This is a genomic window from Pollutimonas subterranea (assembly GCF_002849655.1).
In the GTDB taxonomy this organism is placed as follows: domain Bacteria; phylum Pseudomonadota; class Gammaproteobacteria; order Burkholderiales; family Burkholderiaceae_B; genus Pollutimonas; species Pollutimonas subterranea.
In genome coordinates this window covers 245,273-269,278 of record NZ_PDNW01000003.1, presented here as the reverse complement: position 1 = coordinate 269,278, position 24,006 = coordinate 245,273, and the positions used below count along the sequence as shown (strand labels likewise).

At 58.4% G+C, this 24,006-nt stretch carries 23 protein-coding genes; 4 read left to right on the top strand and 19 right to left on the bottom strand.

The window, feature by feature from the left end; translation table 11 throughout:
- Positions 1 to 72: 72 nt before the first annotated feature.
- Positions 73 to 1,074: a CAF17-like 4Fe-4S cluster assembly/insertion protein YgfZ gene (gene ygfZ, locus CR159_RS05555; RefSeq protein WP_233208182.1), complete on the top strand. Its 1,002-nt coding sequence runs from the start codon at positions 73 to 75 to the stop codon at positions 1,072 to 1,074.
- 4 nt (positions 1,075 to 1,078) lie between these two features.
- Here the strand turns inward: ygfZ and mmsB are convergent, their stop codons facing one another.
- The 5 genes from mmsB to CR159_RS05530 form a co-directional block, all read right to left on the bottom strand.
- Entirely contained in the window at positions 1,079 to 1,963 is an 885-nt protein-coding gene (mmsB, locus tag CR159_RS05550; protein WP_102073005.1) for a 3-hydroxyisobutyrate dehydrogenase, read from the bottom strand.
- A 46-nt stretch (positions 1,964 to 2,009) separates the two neighbouring features.
- Entirely contained in the window at positions 2,010 to 3,176 is a 1,167-nt protein-coding gene (locus CR159_RS05545) for an enoyl-CoA hydratase/isomerase family protein (RefSeq protein ID WP_102073004.1), read from the bottom strand.
- Positions 3,173 to 4,327: an acyl-CoA dehydrogenase family protein gene (locus CR159_RS05540; RefSeq protein WP_102073003.1), complete on the bottom strand. Its 1,155-nt coding sequence runs from the start codon at positions 4,325 to 4,327 to the stop codon at positions 3,173 to 3,175. The genes CR159_RS05545 and CR159_RS05540 overlap by 4 nt, the downstream gene beginning before the upstream one ends.
- Positions 4,328 to 4,446: 119 nt before the next feature.
- Entirely contained in the window at positions 4,447 to 4,812 is a 366-nt protein-coding gene (locus CR159_RS05535) for an RnfH family protein (protein WP_233208181.1), read from the bottom strand.
- A complete protein-coding gene (locus tag CR159_RS05530; protein ID WP_102073002.1) occupies positions 4,809 to 5,243 on the bottom strand; it encodes a type II toxin-antitoxin system RatA family toxin in 435 nt (144 codons plus the stop codon). Before CR159_RS05530 ends, CR159_RS05535 begins: the two co-directional genes overlap by 4 nt.
- 57 nt (positions 5,244 to 5,300) lie before the next feature.
- On the opposite strand from CR159_RS05530, the gene smpB reads away from it, so the two are divergent.
- Complete coding sequence (gene smpB / locus CR159_RS05525) at positions 5,301 to 5,753, top strand: SsrA-binding protein SmpB (protein WP_102073001.1); 453 nt, start codon at positions 5,301 to 5,303, stop codon at positions 5,751 to 5,753.
- On the opposite strand, the gene CR159_RS21650 is transcribed toward smpB, so the two are convergent.
- The 5 genes from CR159_RS21650 to CR159_RS05500 are packed head-to-tail and all read right to left on the bottom strand — an operon-like array spanning position 5,750 to position 13,531.
- A complete protein-coding gene (locus tag CR159_RS21650; protein WP_199173242.1) occupies positions 5,750 to 6,508 on the bottom strand; it encodes a methylated-DNA--[protein]-cysteine S-methyltransferase in 759 nt (252 codons plus the stop codon). The two genes, smpB and CR159_RS21650, sit on opposite strands and share 4 nt — an antisense overlap.
- 15 nt (positions 6,509 to 6,523) lie before the next feature.
- Positions 6,524 to 7,834, bottom strand: a complete 1,311-nt coding sequence (locus CR159_RS05515; RefSeq protein ID WP_102073000.1) for an NAD(P)/FAD-dependent oxidoreductase — start codon at positions 7,832 to 7,834, stop codon at positions 6,524 to 6,526.
- Between the two features lie 37 nt (positions 7,835 to 7,871).
- On the bottom strand, positions 7,872 to 9,317 hold the full coding sequence (gene adeC, locus CR159_RS05510; protein WP_102072999.1) for an AdeC/AdeK/OprM family multidrug efflux complex outer membrane factor: 1,446 nt from the start codon (positions 9,315 to 9,317) through the stop codon (positions 7,872 to 7,874).
- Position 9,318: 1 nt separating this feature from the next.
- Positions 9,319 to 12,477, bottom strand: a complete 3,159-nt coding sequence (locus CR159_RS05505) for an efflux RND transporter permease subunit (protein ID WP_102072998.1) — start codon at positions 12,475 to 12,477, stop codon at positions 9,319 to 9,321.
- 28 nt (positions 12,478 to 12,505) lie between these two features.
- Complete coding sequence (locus tag CR159_RS05500; protein ID WP_304528621.1) at positions 12,506 to 13,531, bottom strand: efflux RND transporter periplasmic adaptor subunit; 1,026 nt, start codon at positions 13,529 to 13,531, stop codon at positions 12,506 to 12,508.
- A gap of 233 nt (positions 13,532 to 13,764) precedes the next feature.
- Here CR159_RS05500 and CR159_RS05495 point away from each other — a divergent pair, with 233 nt between their 5' ends.
- Positions 13,765 to 14,367, top strand: a complete 603-nt coding sequence (locus CR159_RS05495) for a TetR/AcrR family transcriptional regulator (protein ID WP_102072996.1) — start codon at positions 13,765 to 13,767, stop codon at positions 14,365 to 14,367.
- A gap of 90 nt (positions 14,368 to 14,457) precedes the next feature.
- On the opposite strand, the gene ppsA is transcribed toward CR159_RS05495, so the two are convergent.
- On the bottom strand, positions 14,458 to 16,824 hold the full coding sequence (gene ppsA, locus CR159_RS05490; RefSeq protein WP_102072995.1) for a phosphoenolpyruvate synthase: 2,367 nt from the start codon (positions 16,822 to 16,824) through the stop codon (positions 14,458 to 14,460).
- Positions 16,825 to 17,001: 177 nt separating this feature from the next.
- Here ppsA and ppsR point away from each other — a divergent pair, with 177 nt between their 5' ends.
- A complete protein-coding gene (gene ppsR, locus CR159_RS05485; RefSeq protein WP_102072994.1) occupies positions 17,002 to 17,835 on the top strand; it encodes a posphoenolpyruvate synthetase regulatory kinase/phosphorylase PpsR in 834 nt (277 codons plus the stop codon).
- Positions 17,836 to 17,915: 80 nt separating this feature from the next.
- On the opposite strand, the gene CR159_RS05480 is transcribed toward ppsR, so the two are convergent.
- The 8 genes from CR159_RS05480 to CR159_RS05445 form a co-directional block, all read right to left on the bottom strand.
- Complete coding sequence (locus CR159_RS05480; RefSeq protein WP_143705443.1) at positions 17,916 to 18,179, bottom strand: hypothetical protein; 264 nt, start codon at positions 18,177 to 18,179, stop codon at positions 17,916 to 17,918.
- 188 nt (positions 18,180 to 18,367) lie between these two features.
- Positions 18,368 to 19,165, bottom strand: coding sequence for a TrmH family RNA methyltransferase (locus tag CR159_RS05475; RefSeq protein ID WP_102072992.1), 798 nt, complete (start codon positions 19,163 to 19,165; stop codon positions 18,368 to 18,370).
- A complete protein-coding gene (gene rnhB / locus CR159_RS05470) occupies positions 19,162 to 19,785 on the bottom strand; it encodes a ribonuclease HII (RefSeq protein WP_102072991.1) in 624 nt (207 codons plus the stop codon). The genes CR159_RS05475 and rnhB overlap by 4 nt, the downstream gene beginning before the upstream one ends.
- A complete protein-coding gene (gene lpxB, locus CR159_RS05465; RefSeq protein ID WP_102072990.1) occupies positions 19,772 to 21,007 on the bottom strand; it encodes a lipid-A-disaccharide synthase in 1,236 nt (411 codons plus the stop codon). Before lpxB ends, rnhB begins: the two co-directional genes overlap by 14 nt.
- The gene (lpxA, locus tag CR159_RS05460; protein WP_102072989.1) at positions 21,004 to 21,798 is read right to left on the bottom strand and encodes an acyl-ACP--UDP-N-acetylglucosamine O-acyltransferase; all 795 of its coding nucleotides are present in this window, start codon (positions 21,796 to 21,798) and stop codon (positions 21,004 to 21,006) included. The genes lpxB and lpxA overlap by 4 nt, the downstream gene beginning before the upstream one ends.
- A gap of 2 nt (positions 21,799 to 21,800) precedes the next feature.
- Positions 21,801 to 22,250 (bottom strand): 3-hydroxyacyl-ACP dehydratase FabZ, encoded by a 450-nt coding sequence (gene fabZ / locus CR159_RS05455; protein ID WP_102072988.1) that lies wholly within the window; start codon positions 22,248 to 22,250, stop codon positions 21,801 to 21,803.
- A 40-nt stretch (positions 22,251 to 22,290) separates the two neighbouring features.
- A complete protein-coding gene (lpxD, locus tag CR159_RS05450) occupies positions 22,291 to 23,391 on the bottom strand; it encodes a UDP-3-O-(3-hydroxymyristoyl)glucosamine N-acyltransferase (RefSeq protein ID WP_102072987.1) in 1,101 nt (366 codons plus the stop codon).
- Between the two features lie 5 nt (positions 23,392 to 23,396).
- A complete protein-coding gene (locus tag CR159_RS05445) occupies positions 23,397 to 23,951 on the bottom strand; it encodes an OmpH/Skp family outer membrane protein (protein ID WP_102072986.1) in 555 nt (184 codons plus the stop codon).
- Positions 23,952 to 24,006: the final 55 nt, after the last annotated feature.

The window sequence follows — 24,006 nt, the reverse complement described above, 5'->3', positions numbered from 1 at the left end:
ATAATTTGCTGAAGCCCGTTATCATAAACGCTCCCTCCGCCTATGTCTCTTGTTGCGAGCCCAGTTCTACCCATGAAACACCTTTCACGCTTTGTTGCCCCACTGAATGATCTTGCCGTCATCGGAATCTCCGGACCGGACGCCGCCGTTTTTTTGCATGGACAGCTGACCCACGACATCACGGGGATGGCGTCCGATCGGGCACGCCTGGCGGGTTACTGCACGGCCAAGGGGCGCTTGCTTGGCAGCATGGTGGTCTGGTCAGGACAAAAGGACGACGCGTCCGTCCTGTATGCGCTTGTCAAGGCCGATATCGCCTCCGCCCTGATCAAACGACTTTCGATGTTCGTGCTGCGCGCCAAGGTTACCCTGCAGTTGTCGTCACTGAAAGTGCTCGGAATTACGGTCGACCATTCTTGCTCCGATGAAAACACGGCGTCTACGGATCTTCTCAAGCACGCTGCCGTAATTTCTGCGCAGCAAAAACCTTGGGACGTCGTCCGTAGTGCCGGCGGTACCTGGATCGCTGCCCCGTCGGACGATCGCGATACGGCACGCTGGTGGTTTGTTGCTTCTGATCCTGGCAGCCCGTCCGTGCAGGCGGCGCTCGAAACGACCGGTAATGGCGCCGATGACGAATGCTGGCGTGCGGCGGACATTGCCGCCGGTCTGCCATGGATTGATGCCGCCACCCAGGACATATTCATTCCTCAAACGCTGAATCTCGATTTGATCGATGGGGTAAGCTTTACCAAAGGGTGTTATCCGGGACAGGAAGTGGTGGCTCGCAGCCATTACCGGGGCACGGTAAAACGCCGCATGGCCTATGGCATAGTGGCGCAAGCCGGCGACAGAAGCGCCGGCACGCTGGCTGGCACCGATATCTACAAGACCGGCAGCCCGGATGCGCCTTGTGGGCGCATCATCAACGCGGCAAGCTGCGATTCGCTGCATGTTCTGATCGAGGTGCAGCTTTCCGACCTTCCGACGCAGGAGTTCCGCCTGGAAAAGGCGGATGGTCCTGTCATCGAACTGCTGCCGCTGCCCTATCGGACCAAAGTCGACAGCGAATAGCCCGCTAGTTCTTGAACAGGTTCAGGATGCTGGAGAAATCCCGCGCGCCATTGCCTTGCGCACTGTGCATGGAATACAGGTTGCGCGCCAGTTCGCCCAGCGGTACCGAGGCGCGCGCGTTCAGGGCTGATTCGGCGGCCAGCCCAAGATCTTTCAGCATCAGGTCGACACCGAAACCTCCCGCATAGTCCTTGGATGCGGGCGCATGCTCCATGACGCCGGGCCACGGGTTGTAAAGTTCGGTTGCCCAGTTCCGGCCGGAGCTTTTCGCGATGATATCGGACAGGACCTTGGGATCGAGCCCGTTCTTTACGCCCAGCGCCAGGGCTTCCGAGGTACCTGCCATCAGTATGCCCAGCAGCATGTTGTTGCAGATCTTGGCCACCTGCCCTGCTCCGGCGTCTCCCGCATGAAATATGTTCTTGCCCATTTTCTCGAGATAAGGCCGGGCCGCTTCAAGATCGTCGGCATCTCCGCCGACAATGAACGTCAGCGTGCCGGCCACCGCACCGCCGGTGCCCCCGGAGACCGGCGCATCGATCATGCGTATCTTGCGGTCGTGGGCTGCTTGTGCAACCTTGCGGGCCGACTCGGGCGCAATCGTGCTGCACTCGAGGACCAAGGTATTGGCGGCGATTTGGTCCAGAAGACCTGCTTCGCCCAGGTACAGGCCTTCCACGTGCTTGCTGGCGGGCAGCATGGAGATAACCACTTCCGCGTTCCCGACGGCCTCTTGCGCCGATCTTGCTTCGCTGGCACCGGCGTCGACCAGTGTCTTGATGGCCGCCGGCACCAAGTCGAACACAGTCAGTTCATGGCCCGCCTTCACCAGATTCAGGGCCATTGGCCCCCCCATGTGACCCAGACCAATAAAAGCGATACGACTCATTGTTTGTCTCCTAGTTCTTGTTGATTGATGGCAGGCTGGCTGCCAGCTAGCGGACCGGATTTTGCCGGCGTGTCGGTTGTGCGCCCAGGTCGGCCAGCGGATGGTCGACGGAATCCGGCCAGGGCGTCTGGAAAAAGCGCTGGACCCAGCTGTCGGTGGCTTGTGCCAGTGTGGCCGGATTCCACTTGGGCTGCTTGTCCTTGTCGATGAGCAGAGCGCGTATGCCTTCCTGGAAATCTCCCTGGACGCCGCAGTGCAGCGACACGATGTACTCTTCACGGAATACATCGGCCAGGGAATGCAGGCGCACCCGGTCCAGCAGTGCAAAACACAGCCGGGCAGAACCCGGCGACCCCGACATAAACGTTGTTGCGGCGCGCTTCAGCCAGGGATCATCGTTGTCTATCCAGGACGAAATGCTCGAGCAGATAGCGTCGAAGTCCTTGCCGTCGCATGCCTGCCTGATAAGCCCATAATGCTTTTCCAGTGGGCCAGGCTCTAGGGTTTCGGGCTCGGCCCGCAAGTCGCGCAGCAACCGCCCAAGGTGGATGTCGTTCTCGCTACGGTCTTTCGACCAGCTTTCGGCCTGTATTTGCTGGACGACATCTTCCCATTGGCCGGAGTCCAGGGTGTAGTCGGCCAGGCCCAGGTAGCGGCAGTCGCTGTGGCCCAATTGCGCGCCTGTCAGTGCCAGGAACAAGCCGGTGCCGCCAGGAAGGCGCGCAAGCATCCATGAACCGCCCACATCGGGAAAGAGACCGATGGTTATTTCGGGCATGGCAAACCGGGTGGTTTCTGTGACGACCCGGTGGCTGGCACCCATCATCAGGCCCACACCGCCGCCCATGACTATGCCGCTACCCCAGCAAAGCATGGGTTTGGGATAGGTATGGATCAGGTAATCGAGCCGGTACTCGGTATCGAAGAAGGTTCGCGCGTGGACGTTGTCCCAGGCCTGCCCACCGGCGTTCTCCTGCATGGATTTGTACAGCCCATGCAAGTCTCCACCCGCACAGAATGCCCGTTCTCCGGCACCCTTAAGGATAACCATTGCGATCGAATCGTCGGCTTGCCAGTCGCCAAGCTGCGTTTCGAGCAGCTCGCACATTTCCAGCGACAGGCCATTCAATGTTTGTGGAGTATTGAGTGTGGCGACACCCACCTTCATGGCGTCGGCGGTGTCCAGCACCTGGAACAACACGGGGGAAGTCATCGGATCTCGGCTCCTTTTTCGAGTAGCTGGCGCGCGATGATCACGCGCATGATTTCGTTGGTTCCTTCGAGGATCTGGTGGACGCGGGTATCGCGTACCAGGCGCTCCAGGGGATAATCCTTGAGGTAGCCGTAACCACCGTGTATTTGCTGCGCGTCCAGGCAGACCTGGAAGCAGAGGTCGGTGGCCAGCCTTTTTGCCATTGCACAATAGGTGGACGCCTGCGCGTCGCCTTCATCCAGCTTGGCGGCGGCCAGGCGCACCATCTGCCGCGAAGCAACAATGCTGGTGAGCATATCGGCAAGCTTGAATTGCAAGGCCTGGAAGCCGGCCAGCTGCTGGCCAAACTGCTTTCGTTCACCCATATAGCGCCGTGCGGCTTCGTAAGCCCCTTGCGCGGCGCCCACCGAGCACGCGGCAATGTTGATACGGCCGCCGTCCAGGCCTTTCATGGCGAACTTGAAGCCCTCGCCTTCCTGGCCCAGCAGATTCTCGGCCGGGATCTCGGCATTGTCAAAGACGACGGGACGCGTCGACTGGCTGTTCCAGCCCATCTTGTCTTCTTTGCGGCCGTAGGTGACACCCGGGGTGTCGGCCGGCACGACGAAAGCCGAAATGCCTTTGGCACCGGCTGCGCCGGTACGGGCCATGACGACCAGCACTTCGGTATCGCCGGCGCCGGAAATAAATGCCTTGGCGCCGTTAAGGACGTACCGGTTGCCGCGTTTTTCGGCCCTGGTTGACAGTGAGGCGGCGTCGGATCCGGCCCCGGGTTCGGTCAGGCAATAGGAACCGAGCTTCTCGCCGGCCGCCAGCGCTGGCCCCCACGCCTCACGTACCGCGTCCGTCGCCCAGGACCCTATCATCCATGTCGCCATATTATGGATGGTCAGGAAGGCCGTGGTGGACGGGTCGTAGGCGGCCATTTCCTCGAATACCAGCGAGGCATCCAAACGAGGTAGTCCCAGTCCACCTATCGACTCGGGCGCATAGATACCGCAGAAACCCATTGCGCCTGCTCGTTCGAATGTTTCGCGAGGAAAGATGCCTTCGGCATCCCACTGTGCCGCGTGCGGCTCGAGTTCACCGATGGCGAAATCCCTTGCCGCCTGGGCAAAGGCCTGTTGGTCGTCGCTGAGTCGAAATTCCATTTTGCATGTCTCCTGAATGGCCCGCTATTTTTATCTTGCGTGCCGGCTTGTTTTTTATGGTGCCTACCATAGCGCTTTATTGGTTGTTCTTATGTCATGCACACGACAATTTGCCGCTTTCAGGGATCCATGACCCCTGCAGCAATCCTGGCCTTGCGCCGCTTGGGCCGGTGCCTTGATTTGGTCATGAATGCCTGGCGATGCAATGCCCGTCGTTGCCGTGATTCCATGGGATCAAAGGTAAGCGGCCGATAGATCTCGAGGCGGTCTCCGTCCGACAGGATATGGTCCGGGACACACCGTTGACCGTATAGGCCCATCATGATGGTATCGCCCGGATAGTTCGGAAAACTGCTCGCGAAACGGCTGGCCTCAAGGGCTTGGGCCGCCGTGGTGCCGGCGGGCACCTGGACGACGACCTGCCACACGGAATGCGCTTGGGCGTAGACCACCTGTACCGAGAGCTTATTCACGTCGGGCATCATTCACCATAAATTGCCTGGGCGCGTTGGGTGAACGAGTCGATGAAGCTGCTGGCGATCCGGTTGAAGATAGGCCCGACCACCGCTTCGAGCGTGCGGCTGGAAAACGCGTATTCCATGACATAGACGACTTTGCAGGCCTTCTCATCCAGTTCGTGGAATTCCCAGTTACCGGTCAATGTCGAGAATGGACCGTTGACCAGGTGAAAGGTAATAAGCCGCGGATAGTCATGCTCGTTGCGCGTCGTAAATGTCTGCTTGATGCCCGCGATACTGATGGTGATGGAGGCCTCCATTTCCTTCTCAGTGTCCTTGTGCACCACGGTGCCGCCACACCAGGGCATGAATTCCGGGTACCTCGCGACATCGGCAACGAGGTCGAACATTTGCGAACGGCTATAGGGAACGAGGACGGAACGCTGGACTGTATGCATTGAAAGTAGTTAATGGATAGAATGTATTGATTTTACAGCCTACAACCAAATTGATTCATGAGCATTGTCGACAACCGCAAAGCAACGCACGATTACTTTATTGAAGACCGCTACGAGGCGGGTCTCGTGCTGGAAGGCTGGGAGGTGAAAGCCATACGTGCGGGCCACGTACAGCTCAAGGAAAGCTATGTCATTGTGCGTGATGGCGCATTATGGATCATCGGAATGCATATAAGCCCATTGCCCACGGCATCCAACCATATCCACCCCAACTCGACGCGCACGCGCAAGCTATTGTTGCATGCCGAAGAAATCAGCAAGCTGATCGGCAAGGTGGAACAGCGCGGCTTTACGCTGATACCGCTGAACCTGCACTACAAAAATGGCCGGATCAAGCTGGATTTCGGTTTGGGGCGCGGCAAAAAGTTGCACGATAAACGCGATGTCGCGCGCGACAAAGATTGGGAGCGCGAAAAACAGCGCATCATGAAGCACGACACGCGCAATTAGGGTCTGGGGGGCTGGTTTAGTCCCCCTTTGCCCATTGTGAACCCTTCCAGTTGCAGCAGCATCAGCTTGCGATCGAGCCCGCCGGTATAGCCCGTAAGGACACCGCCACCGCCCAGTACGCGATGGCACGGAATAATGATGGATATGGGATTGCGCCCCACTGCCATGCCTGTCGGGCGGCCATGTTGCGGCGTGAGCCCTGCCGCACGCGCGACGTCGCCGTACGACGCTGATTCACCGTAAGGAATATCCAGCAAGGCACGCCATATTTTCTTCTGGAACTCCGTACCTTCGACATGCAGTGGAACGGTGAACGACCTACGTTCCGATCTGAAGTAAGCATCGAGTTCTTCCTGTGTCTGTTGAAATAGTTCCTTGACGCGATCAGGGGTGTCCGCTTGCATGACGAGAGCGGAATTCCGCGGGTTTTCGTCCGGGGCGTCGCAGGCCTGGACGCCAGGCCCGGTTCCGGGACTGGGACCGGAACCGGAACCAGGAGTATTGACTTCATCGGGGGATGGCACGGCAGCGGTGAACAGTTCGCCCTGCGGAGCCCGGCGCGCCTTGAATTTCCTGATAGGCAGCCCGGCCATCAATCCGGTGGAGGGGCCTTCGTTTTTAGGCAAGGACAAGGCTGTGCCGTTCGGCGAAGGACAATCGCTCTGGCCGATGAAATACGCGCCGCTCAGGTGGCTGCCATTGGAGCACAGCAGCATAGTGCCCAGCCGCGATGGCATCTGCGCGTAAAACGTCATTGTCTTCTCCTGGCTTTAATGCAGCTTGACCCGCGGACTTCCCCGTTTCATCAGCAGCCGTCCCAGCGCCAGCGACGCCGTGCGCACGAAGCCCAGGATGGCCAGGTGATGCATCAAGTGCAGGCTCATGTACATAAGCCTTGCCAATAGTCCTTGCACGAACCAGTTCTTCCCCGTGAGGACTCCCATGAGGCTGCCGACGCCACGGCTATGGCCGACGGAAACCAGCGACCCATAATCCCGGAAATGGAATTGGCGCGTCTGGACTTCTTTGCCTTGTATGCGTTCAGCCATGATGGGCAGCAAAAAGACCGCTTGCTGGTGGGCTACCTGTGCCTTGGCCGGCAGGAACTTTCCGGGGCCGTCCCAGGGCACCTGGGCACAGTCACCCATGGCAAAGATTGCGGGATCGTTGCTACGCAAGCCGCCGTCCACCACAAGCTGGTTGATGCGGTTGGTTTCCAGACCCAAGCGCTTCAGAAAGGCAGGCGCCTCAATGCCTGCGGCCCATACGCATAGATCGACCGGATATCGCACGCCGTTGGTATCGTACAAGGCGTCCGCCTCGATCCTGGCCACGCGCACCGAGGTTCTTACGGAAATACCACGATCGACCAATAGCTGCTGGGCCGCCGAGGACATCTTTGGCGATAGTGCGGAAAGAATCCGATCGGCCCCTTCGAGCAGGGTTATCTGTATGTCTTTTTGGGGATCGAGGCTATTGAGCCCATAGAAGACGGCATCGGCGCAGGCTTCGCGCAGCTCGGCCGCCAGCTCCACGCCTGTCGCGCCTCCGCCGACTATCCCTATATTCAAGGCGTAGCTGTCGTGATCCGACTTTTTCTGATTTGCAGTCACGAGCTCGTGCAGAAGGCGGAGCCGGAACCGTTCCGCTTCTTCCGTGGAATCAAGGGCTATTGCGAACTCGGCGGCGCCGGGCGTTCCGAAAAAGTTCGACTTGCTGCCCACCGCCAGGACCAGTGTGTCGTAAGGTAGCCTGCGCGCAGGAAATACCTCGACCTGTTGATCGGAGAGCACCGGCTCGAGCTGTATCTGTCCGGCATCGCGATCGATATGCGCCACCTCGCCGAATATGAAGGTAAAGCCCTTGTCCTTGGCCAGCATGAAATACGACAGCCCTTCGCGGTGTATATCCAGCGTACCGGCGGCAACTTCGTGCAAGGAGGGCTTCCAGATGTGGTCGCCCGCCTTGTCGACCAGAAAGACATGCTGGGGTCCGAACCGCTGTCCCAGCTTGGCGGCCAGTTCAAGGCCTCCGGCGCCGCCGCCAATAATCACAACCCGGTGTGCTTCTACCTGCGTCATTTTCTATTCCCTTGCTCGCGATGGACTGAACAGGATACTAAGGAATAGCCACGACCGGTAGTGGATTCCAGCCGCCTCCCAGTGCCTTGTAAAGCGTAACGTGATTGCTGTTCTTGGTCAGACGCAAACTTATCAGGTCTTGCTGGGCAGCATAAAGGCTACGCTGGGCGTCCAGCACATTAAGATAACTGTCCACGCCGCTGTTAAAGCGCGCAGTCGACAGGACATGATTATCCGCTGACGCATCGACCAGGGCTGTTTGCGCATTCAGCTGCTCGTCTAAAGTACCACGTTGAGCCAATCCGTCCGCCACTTCCCGGAATGCGGCCTGTATCGATTTTTCGTACTGGGCAAGCGCAATGTCGCGATCCACCTCAGACACCCTCAGGTTGGCGCGATTTCGTCCGCCCTCGAATATGGGTATATTGATCTGAGGCACGAAGCTCCAGAATCCCGAGCCGCCATCGAACAGACCGGACAGAGCGCTACTGGTGGTTCCAGCCGAGGCAGTCAGGCTGATTCTGGGAAAGAATGCCGCCCGTGCCGCGCCGATAGTGGCATTGGCCGCCTGCAGCAGACGTTCCGCCTCGACGACGTCAGGGCGCCGTTGCAAGACCTGGGAAAGAATACCTGCATTCAACTGCGCCAGGGTCACCTTGTCGTCGTGTTGTGACGTCGGCAGCAATTCGTCGGGAACATTGCCACCCACGAGCAGGACCAATGCATTCTTGTCTTGCGCGATCTGGCTGGTAAAGCGGGCTGCATCCACGCGGGCTGATTCGACCACGGTTTGCGCCTGTCGAAGGTCCAGCATCGAGGCAACGCCCAGTTCTTGGCTGCGCCGGATCAACGCGTAGGCATCCTGTTGGTTTTTCAAGGTTTGCCTTGCAAGCTGCAGGCGCTCCTGGTCCGCGCCCAGGGTAAGGTAGGCATTGGCCACCTCCGCCACCAGCGACAGCTGGACGGCATTGCGCGCCTCGTGCGTGCCAAGGTAACGCTGTAAGGCCTCATCCCTCAGGCTGCGTACGCGGCCGAACAGGTCAAGCTCGTAGGCGCTCATGCCTACGCCAGCACTATATTGACGGCTTATGCCTGCCTCGCCCGTGGGGGCAAGATCGGCGGGCAAGCGCTGGCTTGTGCCGGAGCCGGACATTCCTATCGAAGGAAATTGGTCGGCGCGTCGGATTTGGTACTGCGCCCGCGCGCGATCGATATTCAGCGCCGCCACCCGCAGATCGCGATTATTCTCGAGCGCCATTGAAACGATCTTGCGCAAGTCGGCATCGATTATGAACTGCTGCCAGGCGATGTCGGCTGCCAAAGGTACCTCGGCCGCGGCTTCCCCGCCGTCTTTACCATAGGCGGGGCCGGTGGGCCATTCTGCGCTCACCGGTGCGCTCGGCTGTTGATAGCTGGGGGCCATGCTTGTGCATCCAGCTAGCAGCATCGCTGCGGCGATTGATGTCAACGATAAATATTTCATGTCAGATCTTCTGTTCGGAGGGCGTTGCCGTGGAGTCGGACAAAGGTTGATCGGCCTTCTTCTTTGACGAGAACAGCCGGCGCACCACCACGAAGAACACAGGGATAAAGAAAATACCAAGAACGGTTGCTGCAATGGTTCCGCCCAGCACTCCGGTACCGATGGCATTCTGGCTGCCCGAACCGGCACCTGTCTTGATGGCCAAGGGCAGTACCCCTAGTCCGAATGCGATGGATGTCATCAGAATAGGCCGCAAGCGCAACCTTGCTGCCTCCAACGCTGCCTCAACCAGGCCCATGCCTTCGTCTATGAGGCCCTGTGCAAACTCAACAATCATGATGGCGTTCTTCGCAGCCAGCCCTATGGTTACCAGCAGGCCGACCTGGAAGTACACGTCGTTGGACATTCCCCGCCCGTTAGCGGCCAGGAGAGCCCCGAGTACCCCCAGGGGCACAACCAGCATGACGGCGACTGGAATGGACCAGCTTTCATACAAGGCAGCCAGGCACAGAAAGACCACGAGCAAGGAAATGGCGTACAAGGCCGGCGCCTGGGAGCCGGACATGCGTTCCTGATACGAAAGCCCGGTCCATTCAATACCGAAACCAGCCGGCAATCGCGCTGCAATTTCTTCCATCGCCGCCATGGCGTCGCCCGAGCTTATGCCCGGTGCCGGTTCGCCCTGAATTTGCACTGCTGGGATACCGTTGTATCGCTCCAGGCGAGGCGAACCGTACTCCCAATGTGCCGTTGCAAAGGCCGAAAAGGGCACCATCTGGCCCGACGCGTTGCGTGCGTACCATTTCTGCAGGTCCTCGGGCACCATGCGGAAGTCGGCTTCGGACTGCACATAAACCTTCTTGACGCGCCCTTTGTCGATGAAATCGTTCACATAGGCACCTCCCCATGCGCTGGAAAGCGTACTGTTGACTTCACCCATGCTCAGTCCCAAAGCGCCTGCCTTGGCTTGATCGATCTCGATGCGATACTGCGGTGTGTCATCCTGCCCGTTGGGGCGCACGGCGATCAAATCAGGATTCTGGGCGGCCTCGCCCAGCAATTGATTACGGGCTTCGGTCAGTTTTTCATGTCCCATTCCGGCACGATCCTGCAGATACATATCGAAGCCCTTGGCATTGCCCAGCTCAAGCACGGCGGGTGGAGCAAATGCGAATATCATGCCGTCCTTAATCTCCGACAGGGCGGCTGACGCGCGTTCGGCAATCGCCGCAACGCTATTTTCCTCACCGGGGCGCATGCTCCAATCATTCAGCTTGATGAAGCCCAGGCCCGCATTCTGACCGGCCCCGGCAAAGCTGAACCCTGCTACCGTAAACACGGATTCGACGTTGTCCTTCTCATTGTTTATGAAATGAGCTTCCATCTTGTCCAGCGAGGCCAGCGTGCGCTCCTGAGTCGCACCGGCCGGCAGCAAGACCTGAGTAAAGAGCACGCCCTGGTCCTCGTCAGGCAGGAAAGACGTTGGCATCCTGATAAACAGCAACACGGCGACAACCACCAACGCCAGATAAATCAGCAGATAGCGGGTGCTGCGGGCAATCATATGCCCGACCCAGGAATGGTATTTTTGGGTGCCGCGGTCAAAATTGCGGTTGAACCAGGTAAAGAATCGACCTTTGGTAGCGTGCTCGCCCTTGGCAACAGGCTTGAGCATGGTTGCGCAGAGAGCCGGCGTCAGCACAATGGCGACCAGCACGGATAGTCCCATGGCCGAGACGATGGTGATTGAGAACTGACGATAGATCACGCCAGTGGAACCGCCAAAGAAGGCCATTGGCACCAGGACGGCCGAAATCACCAAGCCGATGCCCACCAGAGCCCCGGTGATTTGGTCCATGGACTTGCGCGTCGCCTCTTTCGGCGACAAGCCTTCTTCCGTCATCAGGCGTTCAACGTTCTCGACCACGACGATGGCATCGTCGACTAGCAACCCAATTGCCAGCACCACGCCGAACAAGGTCAACGTATTGATGGAGAAGCCGAAAGCAGCAAGAATACCGAAGGTACCCAGCAAGACCACAGGAACCGCAATCGTGGGAATGATCGTTGCCCTGAAATTCTGCAAGAACAGGTACATGACCAGGAATACCAGGATGACCGCCTCGACCAGCGTAGATACGACGCCTGAGATCGACACTTCCACGAAAGGCGTCGTGTCGAAGGCGATCACCGACTTCATGCTGGGGGGAAAGTTTTTCTCCAGCTCGCTGACTTGTGCCTTGATGGCTTCTGCCGTGTCGAGCGCATTCGCCCCGGTGGCCAGTTTAAAACCGATCCCGGCGGCCGGCATTCCGTTGTAGCGCGCCACAACGTTGTAGGTCTCGCTGCCCATTTCCAGGCGCGCCACATCGCGTAGCCGTACCGCCGCGCCATCGGGTGTGGTGCGCAGCAGTATTTCACCAAACTGCTCCGGAGTCTGCAGCAAGGATTGAGAGGTAATGGTGGCATTGATCTGCTGGCCTGGAACCGAGGGCGTTGCGCCCAGCTGCCCGGCCGAAACCTGCGCGTTCTGCGCCTGTATGGCACTGACGACGTCGCCCGGCACCAGATTGTAGCTATACAGCTTGTTCGGGTCGAGCCACACACGCATGGCATATTGACTGCCGAAGACTTGCAGCTCGCCCACACCTTCAACCCGGCTCAAGGGATCCTGTAGGCTGGACACCGCATAGTCGCCTAGATCGGTGGCGGTCATGCTGCCGTCTTCTGAAATCAGGCCGACCACCATCAGGAAGTTGGCGGTCGATTTCGTGACGATAACTCCCTGGCGCTGTACCTCCTCGGGCAGCATGGGTGTTGCTATCGAGAGTTTGTTCTGCACCTGAACCTGGGCAATATCCGGATCAGTCCCCGAGGCGAAGGTAACGGTGATCGTCATGCTGCCTGACGAGTCGCTGGTCGACGACATGTAGTCCATGCCGTCGATGCCCTTCATTTGCTGCTCGATGACTTGCGTGACCGTATCTTGCAGTGTCTGGGCGGACGCGCCGGGGTAAGTGGCCGAAATGGTGACTTGCGGCGGCGCAATACTGGGATACTGGGCGACTGGCAAGCCGAGGATGGACAACCCGCCCGCCAGCATGATCACCAGGGCAAGTACCCAGGCGAAAATCGGGCGGTCAATGAAAAATCGTGACATGGTCTATGTATTCCTGGAGTGAGTCGGTTCAGCCGGCAGTGATTTCGACCGCTAGTGCCGGGGCGCCGGGGCGCACTTTCTGCACTCCCTCTACGATCACCCGCTCGCCAGCCTCGATGCCGGCATCGACCAGCCACTTGTCGCCGATAGTGCGTGTAGCCGTCAACGCCCTGCTTTCCACCTTGCCTTCGGCATTGACGAGCAGCGCTGTTGCGTTACCTTTCGAATCCCGAGTCACGCCTTGCTGCGGTACCAATATGGCCTGTTCACGAACCCCCTCTTCCAGGATGGCTCGTACATACATCCCCGGCAATAATTGTTGTCCGGGATTGGGAAACACGGCACGCAGGGTAACCATTCCCGTGCCGGGATCAACACTGACATCCGAGAACTGCAACTCACCGGGTTGGGCGTATTCCGTACCGTCCTCCAGGATGAGCTTGACATTGGCCCGCGCTTCGGTCGAGGCGGATAAAGACCCGGAGTCCAGTGCACGGCGCAAACGCATCAACTCGATGCTGGATTGCGTGACGTCAACATAGATGGGATCAAGTTGCTGGATGGTCGCCAGGGGGCTGGCCTGACTGGCTGAAAGCAATGCGCCCGGAGTGATGCTCGATTGGCCAATACGGCCTGAAATTGGCGCGGTGACGCGGGTATAGCCCAAATTAATGGCAGCCATTTCAAGGGCGGCCTTCGCTGAGGCAACATCGGCCTGCGCCTGGAGAAGTTCTGCGGCGGCGCGATCATTGTCTTGTTTGCTGACCGCGTTGATCTTCACCAGTTCCTTATAGCGGCCGGCAGTCAGCCCGGCGACCTTGAGGTTTGCCTGGGCCTTCGTAAGCGCCGCCTTGGCGCTGTTGTGATTCGCCTTGTAGCTTGCGGAGTCGATCTCGTACAAGGTCTCTCCCGCTTCGACGTCACTGCCTTCCTTGAACAATCTCTTCTTGACGATGCCGCCAACCTGCGGACGGACTTCCGACACCATGAATGCACTCGTGCGTCCCGCCAGTTCGGTGGTCAGGGATACCGGCTGAGGAGCGATGGTTTTCACGCTGACCTCGGGCACCGGAGGTGGCCCGCTTTGGGCGACCGGCTCACTGCAACCGGCGAGAACGAGTGCGCCCGCTAATAGGGAAAGCGTCTGAAGTAACGGGCGGCATGGATTTGGCGTCATAGAAACTCATAATAAGATTGTTATAACCGTACTGTACGGTCAGTTTACGCTTGACAAAAGAACCGTGTCAAGCAAAACTGTACGGGTTGGTCCAACACTATGAGGGCGAAATGAGAACGAAAAGCGAGGCAAGGCGTGAGGCGATCATGACGGTCGCCCTAAATGTGTTTCGCGAAGTGGGCTTCGATGCCGCATCGATGTCGCAAATTGCCGCGCGGGTGGGCGGTTCGAAGGCGACCTTGTATAACTACTTTTCGTCTAAAGAGGAATTATTGCTGGCGGCCATGGTGGCTTCGGGCGATAACTATGCGCGCGAAGTCCTGCGGCTATTGCAGACTTCTGACGATTTACCCACGCAACTGCGTCGCTTTGTCGTATCGCTACTTAAGCTTGTCGGCTCCGCTGAACCCATAGAAATATTGCGGGTAGCCATTTCGGTAGGTGGCACATCAGATATCGGACGTCAATTCTATGAATTGGGAACGCGTACTTGCTGGGTCGAAATCACCAAGGTCCTGCGGGACGAAGTCAGCAAAGGAAACCTGCGCGATAGCGATCCGGACATGATGGCCATGCTTCTGCGCAGCCTGTGCGAGTCGGAACTGATACGCAACCTGCTGGGCGCTGGTCGTGTCATGAACGACAAGGAAGTAGAACAAAAGGCTGGCTGCATTGTGGACATTTTCCTGCGCGTATACGGAACCGCCCAATAAAGTCTCGAGAGATTCTTTATTGGGCGGGTGGGCAAGGCGCGTTGCCGTTATGGCACTTGTGCGATTTTGCACGAGGCCATAGCCAGCAATTTATGCGGTCGCCAGACGCTGCCAGGTATCGACGACGGTATCCGGATTCAAGGACATCGACAGGATGCCTTCATCGCGCAGCCATTGCGCGAGGTCTGGATGGTCGCTGGGGCCCTGGCCGCAAATGCCGACATACTTTCCGGCGGTCAGGCATGCCTTGATGGCGCGGCTGAGCATGAACTTCACCGCCTCATCGCGTTCGTCGAAGTCGGCAGCCAGAAGCTCCAGCCCCGAATCGCGATCCAGGCCCAGCGTAAGCTGCGTCATATCGTTGGAACCTATGGAAAAGCCGTCGAAGTAGTGCAGGAACTCGTCAGCCAGAATGGCGTTGGAGGGCACTTCGCACATCATGATCAGGCGCAAGCCATTGTCGCCACGCGCCAGGCCGTTCTTGGCCAGCAGATCAACGACCTTGGCCGCCTGTGGCAAGGTACGCACGAAAGGCACCATGATCTCGACGTTGGTCAGACCCATGTCGTCCCTGACTTTCTTGAGTGCCTCGCATTCCATCCTGAAACATTCTTCGAATTCCGCCGACACGTAGCGCGAGGCGCCGCGGAAGCCCAGCATGGGATTCTCTTCTTCGGGCTCGTAACGCGACCCACCCACCAGCTTGCGGTACTCGTTCGACTTGAAGTCGGAGAGGCGCACGATGACAGGCTTCGGATAGAAGGCGGCCGCCAGGGTACTGATGCCTTCCGCCAATTTCTCGACGAAGAAAGCGCGCGGACTGGCATAGCCCCGCGCCGCTGACTCTACCGCTTTCTTGAGCTCGGGATCGACATTTGGATAATCGAGAACTGCCTTGGGATGGACATTGATATTGTTGTTGATGATGAACTCGAGCCGCGCCAGGCCAACGCCATGGTTGGGAATTTGCGAGAAATCGAAGGCAAGTTGCGGATTGCCCACATTCATCATGATCTTGAGGCCGATCTCGGGCATCTCGCCCCAACGGACTTCCTCGATTTCGGTTTCGATCAGGCCGTCGTAGATGCGCCCTTCATCGCCTTCCGCGCAGGATACCGTGACTTCCCTGCCGTCGCTAAGGACATCGGTGGCATTCGCGCAGCCGACAACGGCCGGAATGCCCAGTTCACGGGCAATGATGGCGGCATGGCAGGTGCGTCCTCCGCGATTGGTGACAATGGCAGAGGCCAGCTTCATGACCGGCTCCCAGTTGGGATCGGTCATGTCGGTGACGAGGATGTCGCCCCGTTTGACCTGGTCCATCTGCGAAATGTCACCCACGACACGCACTTTGCCGGAACCGATCTTCTGGCCGATGGCACGGCCCGTGATGAGGACCTCGCCAGTCGCCTTCAAGCGATAGCGCTCCTGGACATCGTGATGCCCCATCTGGGACTTTACGGTCTCCGGACGAGCTTGCAGAATATACAGCTTGCCGTCGATACCATCCCGGCCCCATTCAATGTCCATGGGGCGCTGGTAATGCTTTTCGATAATCACGGCATAGCGCGCGAGTTCGATGACTTCATCGTCAGTCAGCGAGTAACGGTTCCGTTCGGAGACCGGCACATCGACGGTCCGCACGGCATGACCGGTTGAGCGTTCCGGGTCGAATTCCATTTTCAACAGTTTGGAGCCGATACGGCGGCTGATAATGGGATAGTGCCCCGATTCGAGCGTGGGTTTGAATACGTAGAATTCGTCGGGATTGACGGCGCCCTGCACCACGGTTTCGCCCAGTCCGTAAGACGAAGTGATAAACACCACATCTTTGAATCCCGTTTCGGTATCCAGGGTGAACATCACGCCGGCGGCGCCGCGGTCGGAACGGACCATGCGCTGTATGCCGGCCGACAAGGCAACATCGGCATGCGCATAGCCTTTATGCACCCGGTAGGAGATGGCGCGGTCGTTGTACAGCGAGGCGAATACATGGCGGATTTTTTCCAGAACCTCGTCGATACCGACGACGTTCAGGTAGGTTTCCTGCTGCCCAGCAAAGGATGCATCGGGCAGGTCTTCCGCCGTGGCGGATGAACGCACGGCAAACGAACCGTTCCCATCGGCATCCAGTTCAGCGAACGCTGTACGGATAGCCTGCTCGAAGTCGGCCGGAAATGGCGTATCGATAATCCATTGACGGATCTCCCCACCCGCGTTGGCGAGCTCGCGCACGTCTTCGGAATCGAGCGTGAGCAGGCGATCGGCAATGCGCTGGTCGAGTTTGGTGGATTTGAGGAAGTCGCGGAAAGCGTCGGCGGTAGTGGCAAAGCCGCCTGGCACCCTGACACCCGCTTCTGCCAGTTGACTGATCATTTCACCGAGCGATGAATTTTTACCCCCCACCGAGTCGACGTCCGTCATGCGGAGCTGCTCGAAAGATACAACATAAGACATAAAGTCACCTTTGAACTATAGAAGAAAGCTTGTTTGCTTATTGCGCAGCGCTTGAAATACATGCCTTGCCGAAAGGTGTGCATGCGCTACGCATTAAGCAAACCAGCCTTGCCTGCTGGTTGGGCGACTGTTAATCTTGCGATTGTACCGTTTCCGGCATCTTCTGCATCAACTTACATGACCACTCCTATTATCGAGCGTACGGTATTCGTTGTCTCCGACAGCACCGGCATTACTGCCGAAACCTTCAGCAATTCCGTGCTGTCCCAATTCGAACAAATAAAATTCCAGGCAATACGCATTCCCTTCCTGGATACGATCGAAAAAGCCAACGCCGCCGCGTTGCGCATCAATCGCTGCGCCGACGAGCAAAATGCGCCGCCGTTGGTTTTCAGCACGTTGGTGGACCCGCAAATAGCACTCAAGATCCAGACAGCAAACTGTACTTTTCTCGACCTGTTTGGCACGTTCGTCCAGCATATCGAAACGGCGCTGGGCGTGAAGTCCAGCCATTCGGTCGGTCGTTCGCACATGGGTGGCCTGTCCAAGCAATATAACAATCGGATCGAGGCCATCAACTTCAGTCTGGCGCACGATGATGGCCAGTTCGTCCATGGCCTGGAACAGGCCGATGTGATTCTTGTGGGCGTGTCCCGTTGCGGCAAGACACCTACTAGCTTGTACCTGGCCATGCAGTATGCGGTCAAAGCGGCCAATTTTCCTTTGATTCCCGAGGATTTTGACCGGGGTATGCTTCCTGCAACGCTTGTGCCCTATCGGAAGAAGTTGTTTGGCTTGTCGATCCAGCCGGCACGGCTTGCCGAGGTGCGCCACGAACGCCGGCCCAATAGCCAGTACGCATCGATCAAGCAGTGCCGGCATGAGGTCGCCGAGGCGGAGCGTTTGATGCGAATGGAGAATATTCCCTGGCTTTCGACGACGACGAAGTCGATCGAGGAAATATCGACGAAGGTGCTGGACGAGGTGGGGTTGGATAGGAGGATTTATTGACGTGCGTCAGGCTGAGTGTGAGGGGCGTGTGAATTTCATTGCATAGGGTTGGGCGTTCTTTGCTGCTTACACGTTATTGCTTACACGTCGCTGGCGCCATGGGACCGGTGCGCCGACGCGTCGCCCGGTTCGGCGCCCTGCGCGCCGAACCAGCGTGGCCTGGCTCGTTCGCCCATTCGGGCTGCCTTCGCCGACGGCTCGCTGGAAGGCCCCGAACGTCGGCGCACCGGCCCCATGGCGCCAACGACTGCAGACGAAATCGGGGTAATGGGTTTGGCGTGAACTGGTTGCTTGGCGTTTTTGCGTTCGCTTTTGGCAATGAGGAAAAGTGAAGGCGCTCGCATTTGAAGGCCCGCCTGCCGGGCCTTCAAATGCATTGTTTCGTGTATCGCGGTGGGTTGCGAGGTGGACCTTGTTCAGTGTCCAGCAGCTTTGAATAGCCGCGCCGTAGACATTGCAGTGCTTGACTTTCGCGCCACGGATTTGAAGGTGCGAATGCGGGTGCGAATGCGGGTGCGAATGCGGGGTGTAGTTACAGGGTGTGTTGGCGGCGGTGTTCGAATAGGCAGATGCCTGCCGCTACGGCTACGTTCAGGGACTCTACGTTTTCGGCTTGGGGGATGAAGATGCGTTTGTCGGCCAGGGCGAGCAAGGCGGGATCGATGCCCTGCCCTTCGTTGCCGAGAAGCCAGGCGGCGGCGGGGGGCAAGGGAGTTTTGTAAAGGGAAGTCGCGTTTTCGAGGGCTGTGGCGATCAGTGGGATGGCAAGGCGTTCGTGAGCCTGTTGCAGATCGACGTGTTCGTAGATGGACATTACAAAATGCGCGCCCTGGCCGCTGCGCAGTACTTTGGGCGACCATGCCGATGCGCAGCCTTGCGAAAGATAGGCGTTGGGTATGCCGGCTGCCGCCGCGGTACGCAGCAGTGTTCCGACATTTCCTGGGTCCTGGATGCGGTCCAGCCAGATGCAGTTATGGTCTATGCGTGGTGGCAGGCTCTGTGCAGGTACTGTCACGACAAAGCAGACGCCCTGCCCGTGTTCGACCTGAGACAGGGATTTCATGAGCCGGGGCTCGCAGGATAGGCTTAGCCGTGTATCGACCGCCAGCGCCAGTTTGGCCACCTCGTCGCTGTCCTGCAGGCGGTCGCTGTCGAATAGGGCCAGCTGCGGGCTGCCTGCGTGCTGCAGCCAGGACTGGCATAGATGAATGCCTTCGAGCACGACATGATGGCCGGGTGGCCCCCCGTCGTCCGTTTCAGCACGCTTGCCGGAGGCCAGGCGCAACACGCGCTTGTAGGCGGGATTGTCGCGCGAACTGATGTGCTTCATATCGAGCCGCAATAGTCGGGCAACAGGCGTCTGACCGGAGAGAAACTGCGTCGGTGCGCGGGGCACGGACCATGGCTTTCCAGGCGAACAAGATGCAAGGCCGTGCCATAGCCTTTGTGCTGGTCGAAGGCATAGTCCGGATAGGCGGCATGCAGCGTCAGGCAGTCGGCGTCGCGCGCCGTCTTGGCGAGTATCGATGCCGCCGAAATCGACGCCACGGTCGCATCGCCCTTCACAACCGCTTCAGCCAGGCAAACCAGCCCGCGCGGAAGGCAGTTGCCGTCGATCAGCGCCATATCGGGCTGGATGACCAAGCCTTCGCAGGCACGCCGCATTGCCAGCATGGTGGCCTGGAGAATATTGAGACTGTCTATCTCTTCCACTGTCGCGCTGGCTATGCACCATGCCAGCGCGTTGCTGCGTATCTCCAAAGCCAGTTCTTCGCGCCGCTGTGCCGTCAGTTTCTTCGAATCATCCAGGCCCGCGATGGGCCTGGCGGGGTCCAGTATGACCGCTGCCGCATAGACCGGGCCTGCCAAAGGGCCTCGGCCTGCTTCGTCGATTCCTGCCACGCGCATCGCCGCCGGCATAGTGCCACCGAAAAGATCAGTTTGACGCATGGCGTGCCTGCTCGAGTATGACCTTGGCAGCCAATGTGGGGGTGTCGCGCCACAAGGACTCGTGGATAGCATGGAATCGTTGCACGACCTGCTGTGCATACGGTGTATCGCTAAGCGCTTTCCAGGTGGCTTCGGCCAGCGCCTGTGGTGTAGCGTCTTCCTGCAGCAACTCGGGAACAACGAAATCGCGGGCCAGCACATTGGGCAGACCCACCCAAGGCACATAAGGCCTGGCCTGCCCCGATTTCCAGGACATAAGGCGTTTCATCATGGGCGAAAGCACATAGGAGATCACCAGGGGTCGCTTGAACAGGGCCGCTTCGAGCGTCGCCGTGCCGCTGGCCACCAGAACGGCATCGGCCGCCTGCATGACATTCCATGCCGCCGGGCGTCCGTCGAAATAGGCGTCGCTATCAAGTGTGCCGAAAACCGCAGCCAGCGCTGGCGTGGCAGCCGTAGCTTGTTCAATAATACGGCAATTCGGCACGGGATACTCGCGCAACAAGGCCTCGAATTCGCGCCGTCGATGACCATTCACCATGGGCACCAGCACCTGCAAGGTCGGATCTTGCCGTGCCAGCAATTGCACCGCCTGTAAGAAGCGAGGCCCAAGCAGCTTGATCTCGGAAGCCCGGCTCCCCGGCATTAAAGCGAGAACCCGTGCGCCGGTATCGACCTTCAAGTAGCGGCGCGCCGCGTCACGGTTGGGCTCCATGGGGATAAGCTCGGCCAAGGGGTGACCGACGTAGGTGACCGGTATGTTCTCTTTCTGGTAGATTTCCTCTTCGAACGGAAACAACACAAGCATGTGCGACACCGCTTCCCGTATCTTATGGATACGCTCGTAGCGCCACGCCCAGATGGATGGTCCGACGAAATGAACGGTCGGTATTCCAGCCTGCCTCAGTTGAAGCTCAAGGCGCAAATTGAAGTCAGGGGCGTCAATGCCAACAAACACATCCGGCCGTTGAGACAGCCAGTGTTTCTTCACATTCGAATAGGTGGAAAGCAGGCTGGGCAATCGTTTGAGCGCATCCACATAACCAAAGACCGACAAAGTGTCCATGGGGTGCAAAGCGTTGAAGCCTTGCTTGCGCATGGCGGGACCGCCTATTCCTTCGCACCGGGAGTCGGGCGCATGCTGCATGACACCCCGTATCGCCCTGGCAGCGAGGAGGTCGCCCGAAGGCTCTCCCGCGACCATGCCGATGCGTAAGGTCATGAACGTGCAATACCGCGAGTCGATGCGGCCAGGAAGTCGATCATTACCTGCAATGCATCATGGGCCAAGGGCCGTTCCTGTTGCAAGGCACGCATTTTTTCGCACGCTTCTTCAAGCTTCAGATTGCGGCGATAAAGCAATTTGTAGGCCTCTTTCAGCGCGGCAATGGCCTCGGGAGCGTAGCCGCGCCGGTTAAGCCCTTCGGAATTGATACCTACAGGGCGAAACGGATCGCCCGCGCCGATCAGGTAAGGCGGGGTGTCCTGGCGCATGGTGCTGGTGCCGCCTATCATGGTGTGGTCGCCGATACGGACAAACTGATGGACGGCGCAAAGGCCTCCAAGAATCGCCCAGTTACCGATATGCACGTGCCCGCCAAGCTGCACGCCATTGGCAATGACGGTATGGCTGGCTATCTGGCAATCGTGGGCGATATGCGCATAAGCCATGATCCAGTTATCGTCCAGAATACGCGTAACGCCGACATCCTGGGCTGTACCGGTATTGATGGTGACGTACTCGCGAACGGTATTACCGTCTCCGATTTCGAGGCGGGTGGGCTCGCCACGGTATTTTTTGTCTTGGGGCATTCCGCCCACCGAGCAGAACCGATAGAAATTGTTATTGGCGCCTATGGTGGTGTGGCCGTCTATCATGCAGTGCGGGCCTACTACAGTACCCTCGCCTATCGACACGTGCTCGCCGATGACGCAGAAAGGACCTATGCTGACATTGTCGGCAATGACTGCTCCGTCAGCGATTACTGCTGTGGGGTGTATCAGACTGGACATTGCTAATCTTCCAGGACGCGAATCGCACACATGATCTTGGCTTCAGCGACAAGGTGGCCATCGACGGTCGCCTTGGCGTTGTATCGGCATATGGACCGGCTGATTTTGTCGGCGGTCGCTTCAAGGCGCAGCTGGTCGCCGGGGACGACGGGACGCCTGAACCGAGCGCCATCCACCCCTACAAGATAATAGGCCATCTTCTTGTCGGCTGGCTTGACATCGTTGTCCTCGAATGAAAACAAGGCAGCTGCCTGGGCAAGCGCTTCGATGATCAATACCCCCGGCATAACCGGATGGTGCGGGAAGTGGCCGGTGAAAAAAGGCTCGTTCATCGTCACATTCTTGATGGCCACGATGCTCTTGCCCGGTACCATTTCAATGACACGGTCAACCAACAGCATCGGAAAACGATGTGGCAGCCGTTCCATGATTTGTTTGATGTCGAGTTCCATCTTTGTTTATATCCTGCGTGCTTGAATCGTACGATACGATTTATTGATTACTGTGCGTTTTTTCCACTGCCCGCAGGCGACGGCGCAACTGTGCCAGTTGGGACAAGACCGCGGCATTGCGCTGCCACTGGCTGTGTTCGGCAAACGGATACACCCCGGTGTAACGGCCGGGGGTACTGATATTGGAGGTGACGGCGGTGCCGCCCGATACATGGACATCGTCGCCCAGCACAAGGTGCCCCGACAGCATGGCCGCACCGGCTATGGTGCAGCGCTGTCCTATGATGGTCGAGCCAGCGACACCGACACAAGCGGCCATGGCGGTATGGTCGCCGATCTTGACGTTGTGTCCGATCATTATCTGATTGTCGAGCTTGACCCCATTGCCGACGACTGTATTCTCGAGCGCGCCGCGATCGACCGTGGTGTTGGCGCCGATCTCGACGTCATTGCCAAGGATCACGCCGCCGATCTGGGCAATCTTGGCCCAGGCCCCCGCGGCATTATGCGGGTCGGGTGCAAACCCAAAACCATCGGCACCGAACACCGAGCCTGAATGAAGAATGGCGCGATCGCCGACGGTGACATTATGGTAGAGCGTTACGCGCGCGTGCAGCAGACAGTCGTTGCCCAGCACCACGTTCGTGCCGATCACACAGTGGGCGCCCAAGCGTGAGCCCTGCCCGATACGTACGCCCTCTTCGATGACACAGTACGGGCCGATACTGACGCCGTCGGCCACATGCGCGGTGGGCGCGATGATGGCGGTCGGGTGTATGCCTGTTTCCAGGCGGCTGACCCGGCGTTGGTCGAACCACTGCGCCAACAAGGCGTACATCAGGTAGGGCTGGCTGCAAAGCACGATGCAGTAGGAGTGATCACGAGCTTCCAGCGACTGGTAGTCGGCGTCGGTCATGATGACGGCTGCCGCGGCGCAACCGTCCAGCTGATTTCGCAACTTGGGATTGGACAGGAAGCTGATTTCCGTGCTTCCTGCGGACGTCAACGAACCCAGCCCCTGGATACGCGGCACGGATTCGTTGCGGGTATCGACCGGTTTGCAGTCCAGGCCGACGGTGTTTGCTTCGGCCAGGAGTTCGTGAAGTGTGGGCGCCTGATCAGGAGCTAGCAATACCGGCATTGACGTTAGCCGCCCAGTGCTTTCATGACCTGGTCAGTGATGTCTACTTTGGGGCTTACCGTAACTGCATCCTGAACAATCAGGTCGTAGCCTTGTTGTTCCGCAATCTTCTTGATGGCGGCATCGGCTTTCTCGACAATGCTGGAGAATTCTTCGTTGCGGCGACGATTGAAGTCTTCCTGGAATTCACGGCGCTTGCGTTGCAGGTCGGAATCGAGGTCGGCCAACTGGCGCTGGCGCTTGACGCGTTCCGATTCGGACAGAACCGGTGCATCTTTGTCGAACTTCTGCGCTTGTGAGCGCAGGCTATTGGCCATTTTCTGCAATTCGTCATCGCGGCGCTTGAATTCGGCCTCGATCTTGGATTGTGCCGCCTTGGCTGGCTTGGAGTCTCGCAGGATGCGTTCTGTGCTAACGAAGCCGATTTTGGTCGACTGGGCATAAACAGGCGCGGCCGCCATGGCGCTTGCGCCCAGGGCAACAGCCAGGACCAGGGCACGATTGCCGCGGCCGATAGTACGGGTCAAAGCAGAAACGTTTAAAGCTAATTGAGACTTCATGAAAAATCTACCTTGCAATGTAGCAGAGATAAAAAAGCTATTGTGCCATTAAATG